Annotated in this window: 17 protein-coding genes; 7 read left to right on the top strand and 10 right to left on the bottom strand. The window is 70.1% G+C overall.

Going from position 1 to position 16,623, the window contains the following annotated elements; translation table 11 throughout:
• Together DRV85_RS06065 and DRV85_RS06070 are read right to left on the bottom strand one after the other, a co-directional pair.
• Positions 1 to 699: a COQ9 family protein gene (locus tag DRV85_RS06065; RefSeq protein WP_113288549.1), complete on the bottom strand. Its 699-nt coding sequence runs from the start codon at positions 697 to 699 to the stop codon at positions 1 to 3.
• 64 nt (positions 700 to 763) lie between these two features.
• On the bottom strand, positions 764 to 1,792 hold the full coding sequence (locus tag DRV85_RS06070) for a saccharopine dehydrogenase family protein (RefSeq protein ID WP_113288664.1): 1,029 nt from the start codon (positions 1,790 to 1,792) through the stop codon (positions 764 to 766).
• A 94-nt stretch (positions 1,793 to 1,886) separates the two neighbouring features.
• Between DRV85_RS06070 and rpsU the strand changes: the two genes are divergently transcribed.
• Positions 1,887 to 2,093, top strand: a complete 207-nt coding sequence (rpsU, locus tag DRV85_RS06075) for a 30S ribosomal protein S21 (RefSeq protein WP_057812606.1) — start codon at positions 1,887 to 1,889, stop codon at positions 2,091 to 2,093.
• Positions 2,094 to 2,186: 93 nt separating this feature from the next.
• Here rpsU and DRV85_RS06080 read toward each other — a convergent pair whose 3' ends face one another.
• From DRV85_RS06080 to DRV85_RS06105, 6 genes are all read right to left on the bottom strand, one after another.
• Positions 2,187 to 2,924, bottom strand: coding sequence for a sulfite exporter TauE/SafE family protein (locus DRV85_RS06080; protein WP_113288550.1), 738 nt, complete (start codon positions 2,922 to 2,924; stop codon positions 2,187 to 2,189).
• A gap of 68 nt (positions 2,925 to 2,992) precedes the next feature.
• Positions 2,993 to 3,649 carry a hypothetical protein gene (locus DRV85_RS06085; RefSeq protein ID WP_113288551.1) on the bottom strand — a complete coding sequence of 219 codons (657 nt, stop codon included), beginning with the start codon at positions 3,647 to 3,649 and terminating at the stop codon, positions 2,993 to 2,995.
• A complete protein-coding gene (locus DRV85_RS06090; RefSeq protein ID WP_113288552.1) occupies positions 3,646 to 6,087 on the bottom strand; it encodes a Lon protease family protein in 2,442 nt (813 codons plus the stop codon). The genes DRV85_RS06085 and DRV85_RS06090 overlap by 4 nt, the downstream gene beginning before the upstream one ends.
• Before the next feature lie 163 nt (positions 6,088 to 6,250).
• A complete protein-coding gene (locus DRV85_RS06095) occupies positions 6,251 to 6,739 on the bottom strand; it encodes a YciE/YciF ferroxidase family protein (protein ID WP_113288553.1) in 489 nt (162 codons plus the stop codon).
• Positions 6,740 to 6,839: 100 nt separating this feature from the next.
• Positions 6,840 to 8,327: an aldehyde dehydrogenase gene (locus DRV85_RS06100; protein WP_113288554.1), complete on the bottom strand. Its 1,488-nt coding sequence runs from the start codon at positions 8,325 to 8,327 to the stop codon at positions 6,840 to 6,842.
• 13 nt (positions 8,328 to 8,340) lie between these two features.
• The gene (locus DRV85_RS06105) at positions 8,341 to 9,087 is read right to left on the bottom strand and encodes a maleate cis-trans isomerase family protein (protein WP_113288555.1); all 747 of its coding nucleotides are present in this window, start codon (positions 9,085 to 9,087) and stop codon (positions 8,341 to 8,343) included.
• 148 nt (positions 9,088 to 9,235) lie between these two features.
• On the opposite strand from DRV85_RS06105, the gene DRV85_RS06110 reads away from it, so the two are divergent.
• Complete coding sequence (locus DRV85_RS06110; RefSeq protein ID WP_113288556.1) at positions 9,236 to 10,111, top strand: isocitrate lyase/PEP mutase family protein; 876 nt, start codon at positions 9,236 to 9,238, stop codon at positions 10,109 to 10,111.
• Between the two features lie 11 nt (positions 10,112 to 10,122).
• Positions 10,123 to 11,025 carry a polysaccharide deacetylase family protein gene (locus DRV85_RS06115; RefSeq protein WP_113288557.1) on the top strand — a complete coding sequence of 301 codons (903 nt, stop codon included), beginning with the start codon at positions 10,123 to 10,125 and terminating at the stop codon, positions 11,023 to 11,025.
• A 139-nt stretch (positions 11,026 to 11,164) separates the two neighbouring features.
• Here the strand turns inward: DRV85_RS06115 and DRV85_RS06120 are convergent, their stop codons facing one another.
• Positions 11,165 to 11,911: a GntR family transcriptional regulator gene (locus tag DRV85_RS06120; RefSeq protein WP_113288558.1), complete on the bottom strand. Its 747-nt coding sequence runs from the start codon at positions 11,909 to 11,911 to the stop codon at positions 11,165 to 11,167.
• Between the two features lie 92 nt (positions 11,912 to 12,003).
• Entirely contained in the window at positions 12,004 to 13,206 is a 1,203-nt protein-coding gene (locus DRV85_RS06125; protein ID WP_113288559.1) for an FAD-dependent oxidoreductase, read from the bottom strand.
• A gap of 172 nt (positions 13,207 to 13,378) precedes the next feature.
• Between DRV85_RS06125 and DRV85_RS06130 the strand changes: the two genes are divergently transcribed.
• The 4 genes from DRV85_RS06130 to DRV85_RS06145 are packed head-to-tail and all read left to right on the top strand — an operon-like array spanning position 13,379 to position 16,622.
• A complete protein-coding gene (locus tag DRV85_RS06130) occupies positions 13,379 to 14,296 on the top strand; it encodes a branched-chain amino acid ABC transporter permease (RefSeq protein ID WP_113288560.1) in 918 nt (305 codons plus the stop codon).
• The gene (locus tag DRV85_RS06135; protein ID WP_113288561.1) at positions 14,296 to 15,144 is read left to right on the top strand and encodes a branched-chain amino acid ABC transporter permease; all 849 of its coding nucleotides are present in this window, start codon (positions 14,296 to 14,298) and stop codon (positions 15,142 to 15,144) included. The genes DRV85_RS06130 and DRV85_RS06135 overlap by 1 nt, the downstream gene beginning before the upstream one ends.
• On the top strand, positions 15,137 to 15,913 hold the full coding sequence (locus tag DRV85_RS06140) for an ABC transporter ATP-binding protein (protein WP_113288562.1): 777 nt from the start codon (positions 15,137 to 15,139) through the stop codon (positions 15,911 to 15,913). Before DRV85_RS06135 ends, DRV85_RS06140 begins: the two co-directional genes overlap by 8 nt.
• Positions 15,906 to 16,622: an ABC transporter ATP-binding protein gene (locus DRV85_RS06145; protein ID WP_476705475.1), complete on the top strand. Its 717-nt coding sequence runs from the start codon at positions 15,906 to 15,908 to the stop codon at positions 16,620 to 16,622. The genes DRV85_RS06140 and DRV85_RS06145 overlap by 8 nt, the downstream gene beginning before the upstream one ends.
• Position 16,623: the final 1 nt, after the last annotated feature.

Below are 16,623 nucleotides of genomic sequence, written 5' to 3' on the forward strand. Positions count from 1 at the left end.
TCACTCCTGCGGTGACGGGCGGGACCAGCGGCCCGGCATGTCGGTGGCGTCGCGCGCGCGGGGCGCGCGCATGCGGCTTAGCACCCATTCCGGCCCCGCGAAAACCCTCTTGATCACGGGGTTGGCCTTCACCTTCTCGAAGCGCATCACGTCCTCGATCCGCCGGTCGAGGAAGGCCCAGGTGGCCGAGGAATCCGGCGTGTCGTCGCCCAGCCAGTAGAGCACCGTCGAGGAATAGACTCCCGCCAGCGTCGCGCGCTTGGTGTAGAAGTTGAAGTCGCGGTCGGTGTCGCCGAGCGCCGTCCAGATCGCGTCGGCCGTCTCCCAGATCAGCCGGGCGCCCTCGGGCGCGTAGGGCGGCAGCGAAAAGAGCGTGACGCCCCGGCGCACGGCCTCCTTGTCGCCGGCGACCTCGAGGCGCACGCGCACCGCGAAGGCGATCCGCTCGCGCGTGCGCATCCCCAGCAGGTCGGCGCGCCCCAGCCGTTCGGCCATGCGCGCGTCGCCCCGCTTGTGGAAGGCGACGGCCAGATCGACGGCGCCCCGTGGAAAGAGCGCGCGGGCCAGCGTCGGGTCAATGCCGGTGTCCCGCACCGCCGCGCGAAAGGCGGCCTCGGACCAGCCGTCGAAGGGGACATGCATCAGCGCCGCGTCGAGCAGCGCCTCGCGGTCGGTGGGTGGCGAAGTCTCGGCGGGCATCGGCTCTCTCCTCGCGCTGTTCCGTCGTGTAGCCAGGCATCCGAGCGGCCCGGGCCAACCCGGATCATTCAAGCAGGCGCGTGCCGGCAATGTCCAGCACCAGCCCCTCACCGAACGCCTGAGAGGGCGTTCGGTAGCCAGGCCGAGCGGCGCCCGCGACGACGCGGCACGCGATCTCCACCGCCGAGCGCGCCGTGAAGGCATAGGGCTCGCAGACCTCCAGCCGTTGTTCGGCGACGCCGCCCGGCCCCTCGGCGCGTGCATAGACCCGGGCGCGCGCCGTCCGCCGCGTCCGGGCGTCCGGCCCCTCGGGCCTGCGGGCGAGCCCGCGCTCCGAGAGCGCCGCGCGCGCGACGAGACGCCGCAGCGGGCCGGGAAGACGAAAGAGCGCCGCGGTGCCCGGTGCAGGCGCCATGAACACCTCGATGTCCGGGATGCCCGTGCTGTCCCAGGCGGTTTCCAGGTCGCCCCAGGTCGTGGCGACCACACGCGTCGGGCCGTCGCCGAAATCCAGCGTCGCCGAAAGACCGCCTCTGCGCCGTTCGATCCGACCGGCCCTGCGCACCAGCGCGGACGCATCGAGGTTGCGCGCCGCCGTGCGCAGCGTGCCCCGAGAGGGCGTGTCGATCCCCGCGAAGGCCAGCGTGAGCCGCTGCGCCCCGCGGCAGCGCCGTGCGACCATCGCCGCAAGGCCATCGGTCGGCACCACGTCGAAGCCGCAGCCGGGCAGGAGCGCGACACCCGCGGCCTCGGCCCGCGGGCCGAGCGCGCGCAAGGCGGCGAAGACGCCGGGCTCGCCCGTGATGTCGAGGTAATGGGTCCGGGTCGCGATGCAGGCGTCGGCCATCGGCGCGGAGGTGTCGGCGAAGGGGCCGGCGGCGTGGATTACCGCGCCGCACCCCTCGAGCGCCGCGCGCAGGCCGGCCGGATCGTCGAGCGCCACGGCCCGGTGCGGCAGGCCCAGCCGGTCGGCCAGCGCGGCGAGCTTGTCGGCGTCGCGCCCCGCGAGGACCGGGCGCAGGCCGCGGCGGACCGCCTCTTCGGCGATCAGCCGTCCGGTGAACCCGTAGGCCCCGTATATCATCGGCGTCATCGTGCCCCCCTGGCTGGACATAGGCCCAAAACCCTGTTAACCAGCGGCCTTCGACAGGAAGCCAAACTTCAGACGGAAAGGTGGTGACCCCTACATGCAGGTCAGCGTTCGCGACAACAATGTCGATCAGGCGCTCCGCGCGCTGAAGAAGAAGCTCCAGCGCGAGGGCGTGTTTCGCGAGATGAAGCTTCGGCAACATTTCGAGAAGCCGTCCGAGAAGCGCGCGCGCGAGAAGGCCGAGGCCATCCGCCGCGCTCGCAAGCTGGCGCGCAAGAAGGCGCAGCGCGAAGGGCTGCTCTGAACGGCAGCGAAGCTGAACCCCTGCGCCCTGACGGGCAGTAGCGGTTTTCCGGCCCTGGCACCTCACCCGTGCCGGGGCCTTCGTTTTTCGGGGTCAGGCGAAGGCCGCCCAGGCGAGCCGCGCCGCGATGACGACCAGCAGCGCCATCACGATCCGGTCGAAGGTCTCGCGCGCCATGAAGCGGGCGAGCCGGTTGCCGAGCGGCATGCCGGCGAAGAGCGGAACGCAGGCGGCGAGGCTCAGCCCCAGCCGGTCGGGCGTGAGGATGCCGAGACTCCACAGCGCCGGAATCTGCACCGCCGACATCGACAGGAAGAAGACCGAGATCGTGGCGATGAAGGCCTCGCGGGGCAGGCGCATGGCGTTGATGAAGGTGATGGAAACCGGCGCCGAGATGCCCGCCGCACCCTGCATGATACCGGCCGTGAACCCGGCGGGCAGCACCAGCCGGTCCGCGAGCCTGCGGTCCAGCACCCAGTCCGGCCGCGCGAGCCGGAAGGCGACATAGAGCAGCGTCGTCGCCGCCACGACCCCCATCAAGACCTCCGGGGGCAGCGCCGCCAGGATCACCGATCCCACTGCGGCCCCGAGACCGGCGCCCGCAGTGAGCAGAAGAAGAAAGCGCGCCGGCAGGAGATGCGCGCGATAGCGCCACGCCTGCCAGCCGTTCGAGAGAAGGGACGGCAGCGCGAAGACCGCCACGGCGAAGGGCACGCCGTGATAGAGCGCCATGATCGGCACCACGATCACGGGAACGCCCGCGCCGATGGCGCCCTTGAGCACGCCCCCAGCCGCGAAGGCGAGGAACGCGAGCAGCAAACCGTCCTCCATGCCGAACGCCCGTCCTGCCGTGACCGTCCGGCACGCTGTAGAGCGCGGCGCGTCCCGACGCCAGCGCCTCAGCCGGTGCCGGTCAGAAGCACGGGGCAGCGCGCCGCCTCGACCAGCGGCTCGAGCGCCTCGGCCGGCCAGGGCGCGTCGGGACTGCGCGCCACGACGAGCGCGGCCGCGCTCATGCGGCCGACTCGTGCGACGAGCGCCTCGCGCCCCTCCGCGTCTTCGGGCGCGGGAAGTTCCTCGACATGCCCGCCCATGGCGCGGGCAAGGGCCTCGGCCAATGGCCAGCCCGCCCCGGCCCCGCCGGGCGGCGCGATCAGGACCACCCGCCGCGAGGGCCGCAGCGCGCCGGCATGCGCCAGCAGGATCATCTCTTCGGCATCCGCAAGCGCCGCGGCCAGCGCGCCGGAGCGACGCTCGAAGCGCCAGGCCGCCCGCCGCGCGGCCGCCAGCCGCTCGAGATCGGTGCGGAAAGCCGCCGCGTCCCGGGCTGCCCGCTGCGCGAGCGCGGCCGGGCTGGGCGCCGTCGTCAGCCCGCCGCCGAAGGTCACGAGGCGCTGATGCGGGAGCGCCGCCGCCTCGGCATGGCGCGGATCCTCCAGCAGCACGCCCGCGATCTCGGCAAGTGGCAGGTCGGTCATGCGTTCGAGCAGCGCCAGCGCGCGGCGGGCGTCCTCGAAGCTGCCGGCGCAGACGGTCAGCCTGAACGCGGTCGTCATCGCTCCGCCCCCTGCGTTCCGGGCCGCGCGGCATAGGCGCGCCGCGCCTCGGCGAAGGCCCGCAACCGCGCCTCGACGCGTCCGTTGACGCTGTCCTCGGGGTAATGCCCGTCGGCATCCCGCGCGCCTGCCGGCACGCCCGTCAGGATCTCGATCCCCTCGTCGATGGTGCGCACCGGGATGACGCGGAACCGCTCCGCGCGCACCGCCTCCACCACCTCGTCGCGCAGCATCAGGTGGGGGACGTTCGACTCCGGGATCAGCACGCCCTGCGTTCCCGTCAGCCCGCGCGCGCGGCATGTCTCGAAAAAGCCCTCGATCTTTTCGTTCACCCCGCCGATCGCCTGCACCTCGCCGCGCTGATTGACCGAGCCGGTGACGGCGAAGCCCTGGTCGATCGGCAGGTCGGACAGCGCGGACAGCAGGGCGTAGAGCTCCGCCGAGGAGGCGCTGTCGCCCTCGACGCCGCCGTAGCTCTGCTCGAAGACGAGGCTCGCATGCAGCGAGAAGGGCGCGTCGAGCGCGTAGTTCGAGGTCAGGTAGCCCGAGAGGATCATCACACCCTTGGAGTGCAGCGGCCCGCCAAGCTCCACCTCGCGCTCGATATCCACCAGCTTGCCGGTGCCCATGCGCGCCCGTGCCGTGATCCGCGAGGGTCTGCCGAAGGCGAAGCCGCCGAGCGAGATGACCGAGAGCCCATTCACCTGGCCCACTTCGCCGCCTTCGGTGTCGATCAGCACCGTCCCGCGGCGGATCGCCTCCTGCATCCGGTCGCGCAACCGGCCTGCGCGGCGTTCCGCCTCATCCACCGCGCGGGCGATGTCTTCGGCCCCGGTCTCCTCGGCGCCGCGGTCGCCGGCGTAGTGGTCCGCCTCGCGCACGAGATCGGACAGCGCCTCGAGCCGAAGCGAGAGCTTCTCGGTGTCGCCGGCGAGGCGCGCGGCCTCTTCCATGAGCCGCGCGACCGCCTCGGCCGTGAGCGGCCGCAGCCCGGCCTCGCGCACATGGCCCGCGACCAGCCGGGCGAAGGCGTCCACCGCCTCGTCGCCGGTGTCGACGGCATCCTCGAAATCGGCCTGCAGCTTGAAGAGCTGCGAGAAATCCGGGTCGAAGGCCACGAGCAGCGCGTGCATCAGCCGCTCGCCCACGAGCGCCACCCGGATGTCCAGCGGAATCGGATCGGGTTCGAGCGAGGTGGTGGACATCAGGCTCAGCCGCTCCGCGAGCGAGGTGATGGTGATTTCTCCGCTCTTCAGGCAGCGCTTGAGTCCGTCCCAGGCGTAGGGCTCCGAGAGCACCCGCCGCGCGTCCAGCAGCAGGTATCCGCCGTTGGCCCGGTGCAGCGCGCCGGGCCGGATCATGGTGAAGTTCGTCACCAGCGAGCCCATCTGCGAGACGTGCTCGATCCGGCCCACGAGCCGGTCGTAGGTCGGCAGCGCCTCTTCCACGAAGGGCGCCGTGGCGTCGGCCTCCTGCCCGACCATCACGTTGACGGCGTAGCGGTCGAAGACCGATTCGCGGTGCGCGCGGCGTACCGCGCCGGGAAACGGCCCCTCGTTGGCCTGCGCCGCAGCCTTGAGGAAGAGTTCCGCGTTCTCGACGATGTCGGCGCGCACCGCGTCGAGAAACCGCCGGATGGCCTCGAGATGGCCGAACTCCGCCGTCACCTCGGCCACGCGCGCATCGACGGCGCGTTCGGCCATCGAGGCGTTGAGCGCCTCGACCTCCTCGCGGTGGCGCTTCTCGATCCGCGGGGCCTCGCGCAGGACTTCCGAGAGCTCTTCCTGAAGCGCGGCGATCTTGCGGTCGATCTCCTCGCGCTCGTCCTCGGGAAGCTTCTGGTAGTCGTCGGGCTTGACCAGTTCGCCGTCCTTCACCGCCGAGAGCATGAAGCCCATCGGCGTGCGCAGCAGCGCGATGTTCTGCGCGCGCGCCTTCTCGGCGAACGCCTGCATCGCGGACTCGTGCCGCTCGGCATAGGATTCGTCGATCGCGCGCCGCTGCGTCTGATACTCGTCCGATTCGAAGAGCGCCGGGATGTCGCTGGCGAGATCGTCCACCAGCCCCTGCATGGCCCGCCGGAGCGGATGCGCCTGGCCAGCAGGCAGGCGCAGGGCGACCGGCTTGTGGGGGGTGTCGAAGTTGTTGACATAGGCCCAGTCGTCCGGGGCGGCGCGTTCCTCCGCCCGCTGCGAGAGCAGCCGCCGCACTGCCGAATGCCGCCCGCTGCCCTGCGGCCCAAGAACGAACAGGTTGAAATCGGAATGCGGGATGGATGCCGCGAGGCGGATCGCGTCGAGCGCCCGGTCCTGACCCACCAACTCCGCGAGCCCGTCGAGCTCGGCCGTCGTGCGGAACGAAAGCGCGCCGGGATCGTAGCGCCGCCGGAGCCGATCGTGCGGGAGCCCGGCGGCCGCAGGCCTCTCCTGTTCTGTCATGCTGTCCTCCGTCCGCTGCGGCGGGGCCTGTTCGCCGCCAGGTGAACACCAACATCAATGCGCGGCGCGGGCCTTGACGCGGGTCAATGCGCGCCGCTGCGATCGGGCCGCAGCGGCGCAGGCCGGTTGGGGCCGAAGCGGAGGCGACGGTGTCCTGCCGCTGTCAGGCGACAGCTTGCGTGTTCACCGCGCTCTTGGCGATCTCGGTGAGGCGCTCGTCCGCCGCCCTCTCCTCGTCGAGAATCTTCAGAAGCGTGTCGAGGTCGCTCATCCCGAGCTGCTTGGCCCAGGCGGCGAGCGATCCGTAGAGCGCGATCTCGTAGTGCTGCACGCGCTGCGCCGAGGCGATCAGAGCCGCGTCGCGCGCGCCGTCGTCGCCGATCATGCGCGCCCAGCGGTCCGCCTCGGCGAGCAGGGTGCGCATGGTTTGATCGTCATGCGCGACCGGCTCCTCGCCGTGCGCGGCGACCAGTTCGCCCACGCGGTCACGGTGGCCCGCGGCCTCGGGCACCTCGGCGTGCAGGAGCTCCTTGAGCGCGGGATCGCTCGCCTTGGCGCCCAGCGCCTCGAAGGCGTCGGCGATCTGCGCCTCGCAGGAGCGGGCCTCCTGCAGTTCGGAAACATAAAGGGATTTGAGGTCGGTGATCTCCATGGCGGGCCTCCGTTTCGCTTGCGCCGTCGGCAGGGCGGCCGGCGCCGCCCCGGTCTTCCGGCGCAACGTGCCCGCGACGGTCCGTGTTCCGCGGGCCCGCTCAGGCGCCCAGAGACGGCAGCGGCGCGGGCGTCTTGGGGATCGTGACCGTGCGTTCCTCGGTGTAGAACGCCTCGCAGGCTGCCCCGCCCTCGCGCCCCACGCCGGAGGCCTTGTAGCCGCCGAAGGGCGCGCGCAGCTCGCGCATCATCGGCGTGTTGACCCAGACGACGCCGGCGCGCAGCGCCTCGGTCATGGTCATCACGGTGGGCAGGTGATCTGACCACACGTAGGCCACCAGCCCGTAGGCGGAGTCATTGGCGATCGCGATGGCCTCTTCCGGCGTGTCGAAGGGCAGGAAGGTCGCGAAGGGGCCGAAGATCTCCTCCTGTGCGACCTTCGCGGCGTTGGACGGCGCGACGACGGCCGTGGGCGCGACGTAATAGCCCTCCCCCAGGTCCTCGCGCCGCGCGCCGCCGGTCAGGAACCGGCAGCCCTCGGCCCGCGCCGTCTCGGCGAAGCCCAGCACCCGGTTCATGTGCGGCATCGAGGCCAACGGGCCAAGCTCCGTCGCCTCGTCCATCGGATCACCCACCCGCATCGCCGCCGCGCGCTCGGCGAAGCGGCCGGTGAACTCCTCGAAGACGGGCCGCTCCACGAGGATGCGGGAGCCGGCGAGGCACTGCTGCCCGTTGTTGGCGAAGATGCCGATGAGCGCACCGTCGAGCGCGCGGTCCAGATCGGCGCTGGCGAAGACCACGTTGGCGGATTTCCCGCCCAGCTCCATGGTGCAGGGCACCAGGTTGCGGCCCGCGACCGACATGATCTGCCGCCCCGTCTGGGTGCCGCCGGTGAAGCTGATGAGGTCCACGCCCGGATGCTCGACCAGCGCCGCGCCTGTGACCGGCCCGCGTCCGTTGACGAGGTTCAGCACCCCCTCCGGCAGCACCTCCTGCAAGAGCTCCACCACACGGGCGAGCGCCAGCGGCGTCTGCTCCGAGGGTTTCAGAACGGCGGTGTTGCCGAAGGCCAGCGCCGCCGCGATCTTCATCGTCGCCAGCGCCACGGGCGCATTCCAGGGCGCGATCAGCGCCGCCACCCCCACCGGGTCGCGCGCCACCGTGGTCAGGAACCCCGCGGTCTGGTCGTATCGCTGCCCCGCCGTCTGGCTGATGTAGTCGGCGAAGAAGCGGAAGTTGTAGGCCGCGCGCTTCATGTGCATCGCGCGCAGCTCGCGCATCAACAGGCCCGTCGCCACGCATTCCAGCCGCGCGAGCTCGTCCACATTGGCAAGGATCGCCTCGCGGCAGCGCTCCAGCACCGCGATCCGCGCGTCGGTCGAGAGTTTCGGCCAGGGCCCGTTGTCGAAGGCCCGCCGCGCGGCCTCCACCGCCGCGGCCACCGCCTCGGGTCCGTCCTCCACCAGGACCGAGACCTGCGCGCCCGTGCCGGGGTAGTAGACCGGCAGCTCCGGCCCGCCGCCCGGCGACGCCTTGCCGGCGACAAGCCCCTGCACGCGCGGCGCGGGCGTGATCGGAAGGTCGAACATGGCCCAGCCCCCTTCAGTGATGCTCGAAAAGAGGCCCGTGGCCCGGAAACTGGTCCATGATTCCGTTGGCGCGCAGCGCATGCCAATAGGTCGCCGCGTTGATCGGGATCATCGGCTTGCCCAGCTCTTCCGCCATGTCGTTGCAGAGCTTCACCATCGAGAGGTTGGTGCCCACCTGCACGAAGGCCTCTATGCTGTCGTCGTCCATCTCCTGCACCACCCGCCGCAACTCCTCCGGCTGGACATGGGCGATGGCCACCGGCGATGGGCACTTCAGCCCGCGGAACTTCGCCACCTCGAAGCCGCAGTCCTGGAAGAAGCGGGTAACGTTCCTGTCGGACACCGGGAAATAGGGCGAGATCACTGCGATCCGCTTCACGCCGTAGAGGTTGAGCGCCGCCTCGCAGGCGAAGCTGCCGGCCGAGACGCCGACGCCGCAATGTTCCGACAGCGCCTGCATCCGCTTCTCGCTGGCCTCGCGCCCGTCCCAGAACATCAGCGCCGACATGCCCATGATCAGGTAGTCCGGCTCGCAGGTCATGCAGCGGTCAACGGCCTCGTAGAGCGTGCGCCCGATCGCCTCGACCAGTTCGACAAAGCTCTCGTCGTCGGTCACCTTCATGTTGGGGACGTAGATGCGCCCGTAGTGATTGGTCACGCCCTCCACGCGCAGATCGTCCATGTCCGGCTGCACGATGGTGTTGGTCGAGGGCGCCACCACCGCGAACTTGCACCGCCATCCCAGCGCATCCTTCGACATCGCCCCGGTCCTCCTGCTGCCTTCGCGGCGAGTAGGAAACGCACGAGCCGGTTTGTCAATACTTGTCCGGACAAATCGCCGGCGCTTGACCTCCCGCCTGCCTCCGGCTACTTGTCTGGACAAGTTTTCAGGCGATGCGAGGACAGTGATGGCCGACCCGAGGCTGCGCAGGATTTTCGGCTCGGGGGGCTTCGTCCTCGCGCCGGGCGTCTACGACATGATCTCGGCGCTGATCGCCGACCGGGCGGGCTTCGACGCGCTCTACGTCACGGGCTACGGCGTCGCGGCCTCGCACCTGGGCCTCCCGGACGCCGGGCTTGCCACCTACACCGACATGCTCTCGCGCGTCTCCGCGATCGTCGAGGGCACGACCACCCCGGTGATCGCGGATGCAGACACCGGCTACGGCGGTCTTCTGAACGTGCGCCACACCGTGCGCGGCTACGAGCGCGCGGGCGTCACGGGCATCCAGATCGAGGATCAGGAATTCCCCAAGAAATGCGGCCACACCGACGGCCGGCGCGTGATCGCGGCCGACGAGATGGTGGACAAGATCAGGGTCGCGCTCGAAGCCCGCGACTCGGAGGATTTCCTCGTCATCGCCCGCACCGACAGCCGCACCGCGCTGGGCCTCGACGAGGCGCTGCGCCGCGCCGCGGCCTACGCCGAGGCGGGCGCCGACCTGATCTTCGTCGAAAGCCCCGAGAACGAGGGGGAACTCAGGCGCATCGCGGCCGAGATCGACCGGCCGCTGGTGGCCAACATGGTCGCCGGCGGCCGCACGCCCGTGCTGCCCGCCGAAGAGCTGCGCGAGATCGGCTTCGCGCTGGCCATCCATCCGGGGCTGGGCTTTCTCGCCGCGGGCGAGGCGCTGCGACGCGGCTACGCGGAACTGAAATCCCGCGGCATCGTCACCGAGCAGCCGCTCCACGACTTCGACGCCTTCTGCCGCACCCTGGGCTTCGAGGACGTCTGGGACTTCGACCGCCGCTGGGCCGACCCGGCCGACCGCGCCGCGGAATAGGAGCGCCGCCCATGCACTACGATTTCGTCCCCCTGCCCCACCGCAAGCGCCTGGAATGGCCGGGCGGCAAGCGCCTTGCCGTGATCCTGACGATCAACTTCGAATACTGGGACCCGGTGAAGGACACCGACCGCGTGATCTATCCCGGCGGCCCCGGCATCGTCGGCGGCACGCTGACGGGCCGCACCTACGACAACCCCAACTGGACCTGGCGCGAATACGGCCAGCGCGTGGGCGTCTGGCGCATGTTCGACGCCTTCGAGGCCGCCGGCGTGCCGCCCTCCTGCACGATGAACGCCAAGATGGCGCTCGAACGCAGACAGGTCGTGGACTACGCCGTCGAGAAGGGGTGGGAGATCGTCCCCCACAACTACGAGCAGAACGAGCTGCTCACCGACTACCAGGACGACGAGGAGGCCGAGCGCGCGGTGATCCGCGAGACCCTCCGCGTCTACCGCGAGACGACGGGCCGGGACCCGAAGGGCTGGCTCTCCTCCAGCCTGCGCTGCACGCCCGCCACGGTCGACCTCATCGCGGAAGAAGGGCTGATCTTCACCTGCGACCTGCTGAACGACGACCAGCCCTACCTGGTGCAGACCCGCTCGGGCACCCCGATCGTCTCGATCCCCTATACCTCCGAGGTCAACGACTTCACCGTCTTCATGCGACAGGGCAAGGACGCCGACGGCGGCTTCGCGGTCTTCCGCGAACAGTTCGACTGGCTCTACAGGGAGGCGGCGACCAGCGCACGGCACTTGTGCATCGGGCTGCACCCGCATGTCATCGGGCAACCCTTCCGGATGCGCGCGCTCACCCAGTTCCTCGACTACGCGCGCCAGTTCGACGATGTCTGGTGGACCACCCGCGCGGAAATCGCAGAGTGGTACCTTCAGCACCACGCCGCGCACATCTGAGAGACCGCCTGCCCCGGCGGGCACCCTGCGTCCCGCGGCCCGCGCGACAAGGGCCCGGTCCTTCTTCTTGGGAAGAAATATCCTCGGGGGGTGAATGCCGCGTCAGCGGCAGAGGGGGGCAGACAGCCCCCCTTTCCCCTCAGCCTTCGGGCGGCCCCGCATGGGTCAGACGCGAGCGATAGACGAAACGATCCCGGCCGGGATGCCAGTTGAACGAGGCGATGAGCACCCGCTGCGCGGTCTCGTAGCGGCGCAGGATGCAGAGCGTGATCGCCCCCTCCTCGAAGCCAAGCGCGCGCGCCACGGGGGCCGGCATCTCGCCCGCCGCGACCTCCTGCACCATCTCGGTCACGCGCTCGCCGGTGGCCTCCTCGAGGAAGGGGTAGAAGGGCGGCTTCAGCGCCTCCATCTCCGCCGCATGGGCGCGCAGCGCGGGCGGCACGTAGCTTTCGATGAGCGCCAGCGCCTCGCCGGTGTCGCGCTGCAGGCGAAGGCCCCGCAGGCAGGTCCAGACCTCGCCCTCCGTCCCGCCGATGCGCGCCGCCAGCTCCGCGTCGATCCGCTCCTCGGTGCAGGAGATCAGCCGATAGTCGGTGTCGCGCGCGAACTGCAGGATCTGGTCGATGGTGCCGTAGCTCTGCACGAAGGCGCCGCGCGCGCTCTGCCGGATCACGGTGCTGCCTGCGCCCTGCCGTCGCGCGACCAGCCCCTCGTTCTGCAGCCGTCGCAGCGCCTCGCGCACGGTGAAGCGGCTGGCTCCGAACTCGCGGCAGAGCTCCGCCTCCGACGGCAGGCTGCCACCCACGGGATACTCGCCGCGACCGATGCGCCCGCGCAGCGTGTCCAGGATCTCCTGATACCGCGCGGTCCTGCGTTCCTGCCCCATCACCCCCGTCCCGAAAGGCGCCGCCTCCTGGTGGCTACCGTGCGATAACCGCACGATCCGCCGATGGCAAACCCCGATACCCGCGCAGGCGCTCAGGCCACCTCTTCGAGATCGCGCAGCGACTGGATCATCGAGGAGCGCATGACATAGGCCTTGTGCCGGGCGGGGTCCGCCACCGTCGCGCGCAGCTCGTCGTGGAAGCGGCGGCGCTCCTCGGGATCGGTGGTGTTGAGGATCTGCCGGTTCCTGAGCGCCTGCGCCTGCACGGTCTCCAGCGCGACCTTGCGGCGCTGGCGCTCGTAGCGGCCCATCGCGGCAAGCTCCGCGCCGTGCCAGACGGCCTCCAGCTTCTCGGTCAGGTTCATCGCGTCGTGGATGCCGCCGTTCATCCCCATGCCGCCCAGCGGGTTGTTGAGATGCGCGGCGTCCCCGGCGAGGAAGATGCGGCCCTGCACGTAGGCCTCGGCCACCCGCTCGTGCACGCGGTAGGCGGTCTTGTGCACCACGTCGTAGCGACCGGGCTTGGGCAGCACCGCCTGCAGCCGCGCCTCGACGTGCTCGGGGTCGAGGATTTCCGCGTCGGTCTGCGACGGGTCGGTGGGCAGCAGCACGCGCCACAGGCTGGGCGTCCGCAGGAGCACCAGCCATTCCTCGGGGTCCGAGACATAGGCGATATTGGCGAGATCCGGGATCGCCTGGTCGTAGCGGAAATGGGTCGAGAGCGAGAGGAAGATCTCGGGGATCGTCATCCCCTCGAAGTTGACGCCCAGCGCCTTGCGCACGACCGACCGCGCGCCGTCCGCCCCGATCAGGAAGCGCCCGCGGAAGCTCTCGCGGCTGCCGTCCTCGCGCACCGCGCCCACGGTCACGCCATCCTCGTCCTGCGCGATCTCGTCGGCGCGGATGTCGGTGACGAGGTCGGCGTCGGGGTGGTCGTCCACCAGCGCGCGGAGCGCGCGGGTCAGCTTCCACTGCTCGCACTGCAGGCGGTAGGGGTGGTTGGTCTCTCCCTCCAGCAGGCCGAGGTCGAAGGTGGCGATCACCCCTTCCTTGCGGTCGCGGAACTGCCAGTGCGGGCAGATCAGCCCCTGCGCGATCAGCTGCTCGGTCACGCCGAAACGGTCGAGCATGTCGAGCGTCGGCGGATGGAAGGTCGAGGCGCGCAGATCCTCGGCGAGGTCAGAGGTCGCCTCGAGCAGCGTCACCGGAATCCCCCGGCTCAGCAGCGACACCGTCGCCACGAGGCCCACGGGCCCCGCCCCCACCACGATCACCTGTTCGTCGCCTTGCGCCATCGCCCCCTGCCTCCGCCCTGATCATGCCTGCATCGCGGGCGATCGTATTTTCCGGCCCGGCGGTGTCAAAGGAAAAATTGTCTGGACAAGTTGGCGGGCGATGTGAACGATGCAGGCAACGACAAGCGGCAGAGCGCCGCGGGGAGGTCAGAATGCGCAAGGTGCAGGCGACATGCTGATCGTGCAGCAGGTGCTGAACGGGCTGATGCTGGGCGGCATCTACGTGGCGGTGGCGGTGGCCTTCACGCTGACCATCGGCATCCTGAATTTCCTCAACTTCACGATTCCGACGCTCTTCATGCTCGCCGGCATGATCGGCTGGTCGGTGTCCTTCTACGGGCTGCCCTTCGGCATGTCCGAACCGCTGGGCTGGATCCCCTCGCTGGCCATCGGCATCCTCTGCGCCATCGTCGCCTCGCTGATCGTCGAGCGCTTCACCTATCGCTACTTCAAGGCGAAACACGGCGACGCCACCGAGCATGCGATCCCGCTGGTCTCGTCGCTGGGGTTCCTGCTGATCTTCGAATACATGATCCTGATCGCGCACGGCTCGGACCCGCGCGGCTTTCACACCCCCTTCGGCGATCTGAACTGGCGCGTCGCGGGCCTCGTCATCTCGATCCCGCAGGTCGTGGGGCTGATCGTGTCGCTGGCTATCGTGGCCGGGCTGTCGGTGCTGCTTGCGCGGAGCAAGCTGGGCCGCGCCCTGCGCGCCACGGCCGAAAAGCCCGACACCGCCGTGCTCATGGGGGTCGAGGTCAACCGCATCGTGCCCATCGTCTTCATCATGACGGGCCTTCTCTGCGGGCTGGCCGGCGCGCTTTTCGCGGTCAACTACGGCGAGGTCTCGCCCTTCATGGGCGAGCAGGTGGGCACCAAGGCCATCGCCGGCATGGTGCTGGGCGGGCTGGGCTCGGTCTGGGGCGCGGTCGCGGGCGGGCTGATTGTGGGGCTGACCGAGACCTTCTCGATCTACTTCTTCGGCGCGACCTCGGCGCAGGTGACGATCTGGGGCCTGCTGCTGGTGATCCTGCTGATCCGCCCCAAGGGGCTTTTCGGGCACAACGCCATCGGCAAGGGCAAGTTCTGATGTCGGGATACCTGTCGGGTGTCATCGCGATCCTGGGGATCAACGTGATCTTTGCCTACGGCATCTTCGTGACCGCCGCGGCGGGGCAGCTGAACCTGGGCGGCGCGGGCTTCCAGGCCATCGGGGCCTACGGCGCAGCGATCCTGTCGCTGGAATTCGGGCTGGGCATCTGGGCGGCCATCGCGGCGGCCACCGTGATCGGCGGGCTGATCGGCTTCCTGATCGCCTTTCCGATCCTGAGAACCCGGGGCGTCTACATGGTGCTCGCCACCTTCGCCTTCGCGCAGGTGGTGGTCGGGATCGTGCTGAACTCCAACTACCTGGGCGGGTCGATGGGCCTGATCATGTCGGACTACATCGAGACGGGGGCGATCATCTGGGCCACGCTGGGCGTCATCCTCTTCGTCTTCTACCTGATGTCCACGCCGATGGGCCTTGCCATGCGTGCGGTGCACGACGACGAGCCGGTGGCCGACCTTATGGGGGTGAACAACCGCGCGGTGCAGGTCGCGGCCTTCGCCCTGGGCGGCGCGATCACGGGGCTCTCGGGCGCGCTCTACGCCTATTACTTCGGCTTCGTCGAGGTGCAGTATTTCAACGCGCTGCTGTCGATCTTCGTGCTGCTCTACGTGCTGATCGGGGGCACGCAGACGGCCTGGGGGCCGCTGGTGGGCGCGGGCTTCTTCACCCTGATCCCCGAGGCGCTCCGGATGGGCGAGGACTGGCGCTTCCTGATCTTCGGCGTGCTGATCGTCGCGATGATGATCCTGCGCCCCGAGGGGATCGTGACCCGCGACGCGGTGGATCGGATCCGGGCGCGGCTCAGCCCGCGGGCGCGCGATGCCTGATCCGATCCTCGAGCTCGACGGCGTGGGCAAGCACTTCGGCGGGGTCGTGGTGCTGCAGGACGTGAGCTTTCACGTCGCGCGCGGTGCGCGGCACGCACTGATCGGGCCGAACGGTGCGGGCAAGACGACGCTCTTCAACGTGATCTCGGGCGTCTTTCCGCCCGACGAAGGCACCGTGAAGCTGAACGGCCGCGACCTGGCCGGCGTGCCCTCGCGCAGGCGGATCGCGATGGGCATGGCGCGCAGCTTTCAGAACATCCGCCTGATGCCTCACCTGTCTGTGGTCGAGAACGTGATGCTGGGCCAGCACGCGCGGCAGGGGCTGCTGGGCCAGCTCAAGCCGGTGGGCCTTCTGCCCCAGGCGCGCGAGCGGCGCGCGGCACTCGACCTGCTCGACGCCTTCGGGCTCGATGCCTATCCGGGGCAGGTGGTGGCCAACCTGCCCTACGGCATCCGCAAGAAGATCGAGGTGGTGCGCGCCCTGATGGCCGAGCCCGAGCTTCTGCTGCTCGACGAGCCGGCGGCGGGCCTCAATCCGACCGAGACGGCGGCGCTGCGCGACTTCCTGATGGAGGTGAGCGCGCGGGGTGTCACCCTTCTGGTGGTCGAGCACGACATGCCCTTCGTCAACAGCCTCTGCGAACATGTCACCGTGATGAACTTCGGCCGCCTGATCTATGACGGCACGGCCGCCGGCGTGCGCGAGGACGAGGCGGTGCTCGAGGCCTATCTCGGCCACCGCAGGAAGGGGGCCACCAATGCTGCTTGAGGTGGCGGGCCTCGACCTGCGCTATGGCGCGACGCACGCGGTCAAGGGCGTGAGCCTGACCGTCGGTGAGGGCGAGATCGTGACCGTGCTGGGGGCCAACGGCGCCGGCAAGTCCTCGCTGCTGAAGGCCATCGCGGGGGCGGAGAAGCCCACCGGCGGCACGATCCAATTCAATGGCCGCGACATCACCGGGCGCGGCGCCTCGCAGCGGGTGCGCGACGGGCTGGTGCTGGTGCCCGAGGGGCGGCAGATCTTCGTCTCGCTCTCGGTCGAGGAAAACCTGCTGATGGGCGCCTACACCCGGTCGGGCGCGGAGGTCGCGCGCGACGCCGAGGAGATCTTCGACCGCTTCCCCAACCTCGAGGCGCGGCGGCACGCCCCGGCCTCGGTCCTGTCGGGCGGCGAGCAGCAGATGCTGGCGGTGGGCCGCGCGCTGCTGGCGCGGCCGAAGCTGATGATGCTGGACGAGCCCTCGCTGGGCCTGTCGCCCATCGTGGTGGACCAGCTGTTCGACCTGATCGCGGAGCTCAACGCGCAGGGCCTGTCGATCCTGCTGGTCGAGCAGAACACTCAGATGGCACTCGAGGTCGCCTCGCGCGGCTACGTTCTGGAACTGGGCGCGCTGCGCGCCGAAGGCACCGCGGAAGAGCTGGCCGCCGACGCGAGCCTCGTCGAGGCCTACCTCGGCAATGCCGAAGACGCGGCATGAG

Origin of the sequence: Rhodosalinus halophilus (genome assembly GCF_003298775.1) — a bacterium.
Taxonomy (GTDB): Bacteria; Pseudomonadota; Alphaproteobacteria; order Rhodobacterales; family Rhodobacteraceae; genus Rhodosalinus; species Rhodosalinus halophilus.

What these genes read in the sequence shown, in the direction of transcription:
- DRV85_RS06085 (WP_113288551.1), bottom strand. Translation starts at nt 3,649, where the DNA reads ATGACGACCGCGTTCAGGCTGACCGTCTGCGCCGGCAGCTTCGAGGAC.
- DRV85_RS06130 (WP_113288560.1), top strand. Translation starts at nt 13,379, where the DNA reads ATGCTGATCGTGCAGCAGGTGCTGAACGGGCTGATGCTGGGCGGCATC.
- DRV85_RS06125 (WP_113288559.1), bottom strand. Translation starts at nt 13,206, where the DNA reads ATGGCGCAAGGCGACGAACAGGTGATCGTGGTGGGGGCGGGGCCCGTG.
- DRV85_RS06065 (WP_113288549.1), bottom strand. Translation starts at nt 699, where the DNA reads ATGCCCGCCGAGACTTCGCCACCCACCGACCGCGAGGCGCTGCTCGAC.
- DRV85_RS06070 (WP_113288664.1), bottom strand. Translation starts at nt 1,792, where the DNA reads ATGACGCCGATGATATACGGGGCCTACGGGTTCACCGGACGGCTGATC.
- DRV85_RS06095 (WP_113288553.1), bottom strand. Translation starts at nt 6,739, where the DNA reads ATGGAGATCACCGACCTCAAATCCCTTTATGTTTCCGAACTGCAGGAG.
- DRV85_RS06105 (WP_113288555.1), bottom strand. Translation starts at nt 9,087, where the DNA reads ATGTCGAAGGATGCGCTGGGATGGCGGTGCAAGTTCGCGGTGGTGGCG.
- DRV85_RS06135 (WP_113288561.1), top strand. Translation starts at nt 14,296, where the DNA reads ATGTCGGGATACCTGTCGGGTGTCATCGCGATCCTGGGGATCAACGTG.
- DRV85_RS06090 (WP_113288552.1), bottom strand. Translation starts at nt 6,087, where the DNA reads ATGACAGAACAGGAGAGGCCTGCGGCCGCCGGGCTCCCGCACGATCGG.
- DRV85_RS06140 (WP_113288562.1), top strand. Translation starts at nt 15,137, where the DNA reads ATGCCTGATCCGATCCTCGAGCTCGACGGCGTGGGCAAGCACTTCGGC.
- DRV85_RS06115 (WP_113288557.1), top strand. Translation starts at nt 10,123, where the DNA reads ATGCACTACGATTTCGTCCCCCTGCCCCACCGCAAGCGCCTGGAATGG.
- DRV85_RS06100 (WP_113288554.1), bottom strand. Translation starts at nt 8,327, where the DNA reads ATGTTCGACCTTCCGATCACGCCCGCGCCGCGCGTGCAGGGGCTTGTC.
- DRV85_RS06080 (WP_113288550.1), bottom strand. Translation starts at nt 2,924, where the DNA reads ATGGAGGACGGTTTGCTGCTCGCGTTCCTCGCCTTCGCGGCTGGGGGC.
- rpsU (WP_057812606.1), top strand. Translation starts at nt 1,887, where the DNA reads ATGCAGGTCAGCGTTCGCGACAACAATGTCGATCAGGCGCTCCGCGCG.
- DRV85_RS06120 (WP_113288558.1), bottom strand. Translation starts at nt 11,911, where the DNA reads ATGGGGCAGGAACGCAGGACCGCGCGGTATCAGGAGATCCTGGACACG.
- DRV85_RS06110 (WP_113288556.1), top strand. Translation starts at nt 9,236, where the DNA reads ATGGCCGACCCGAGGCTGCGCAGGATTTTCGGCTCGGGGGGCTTCGTC.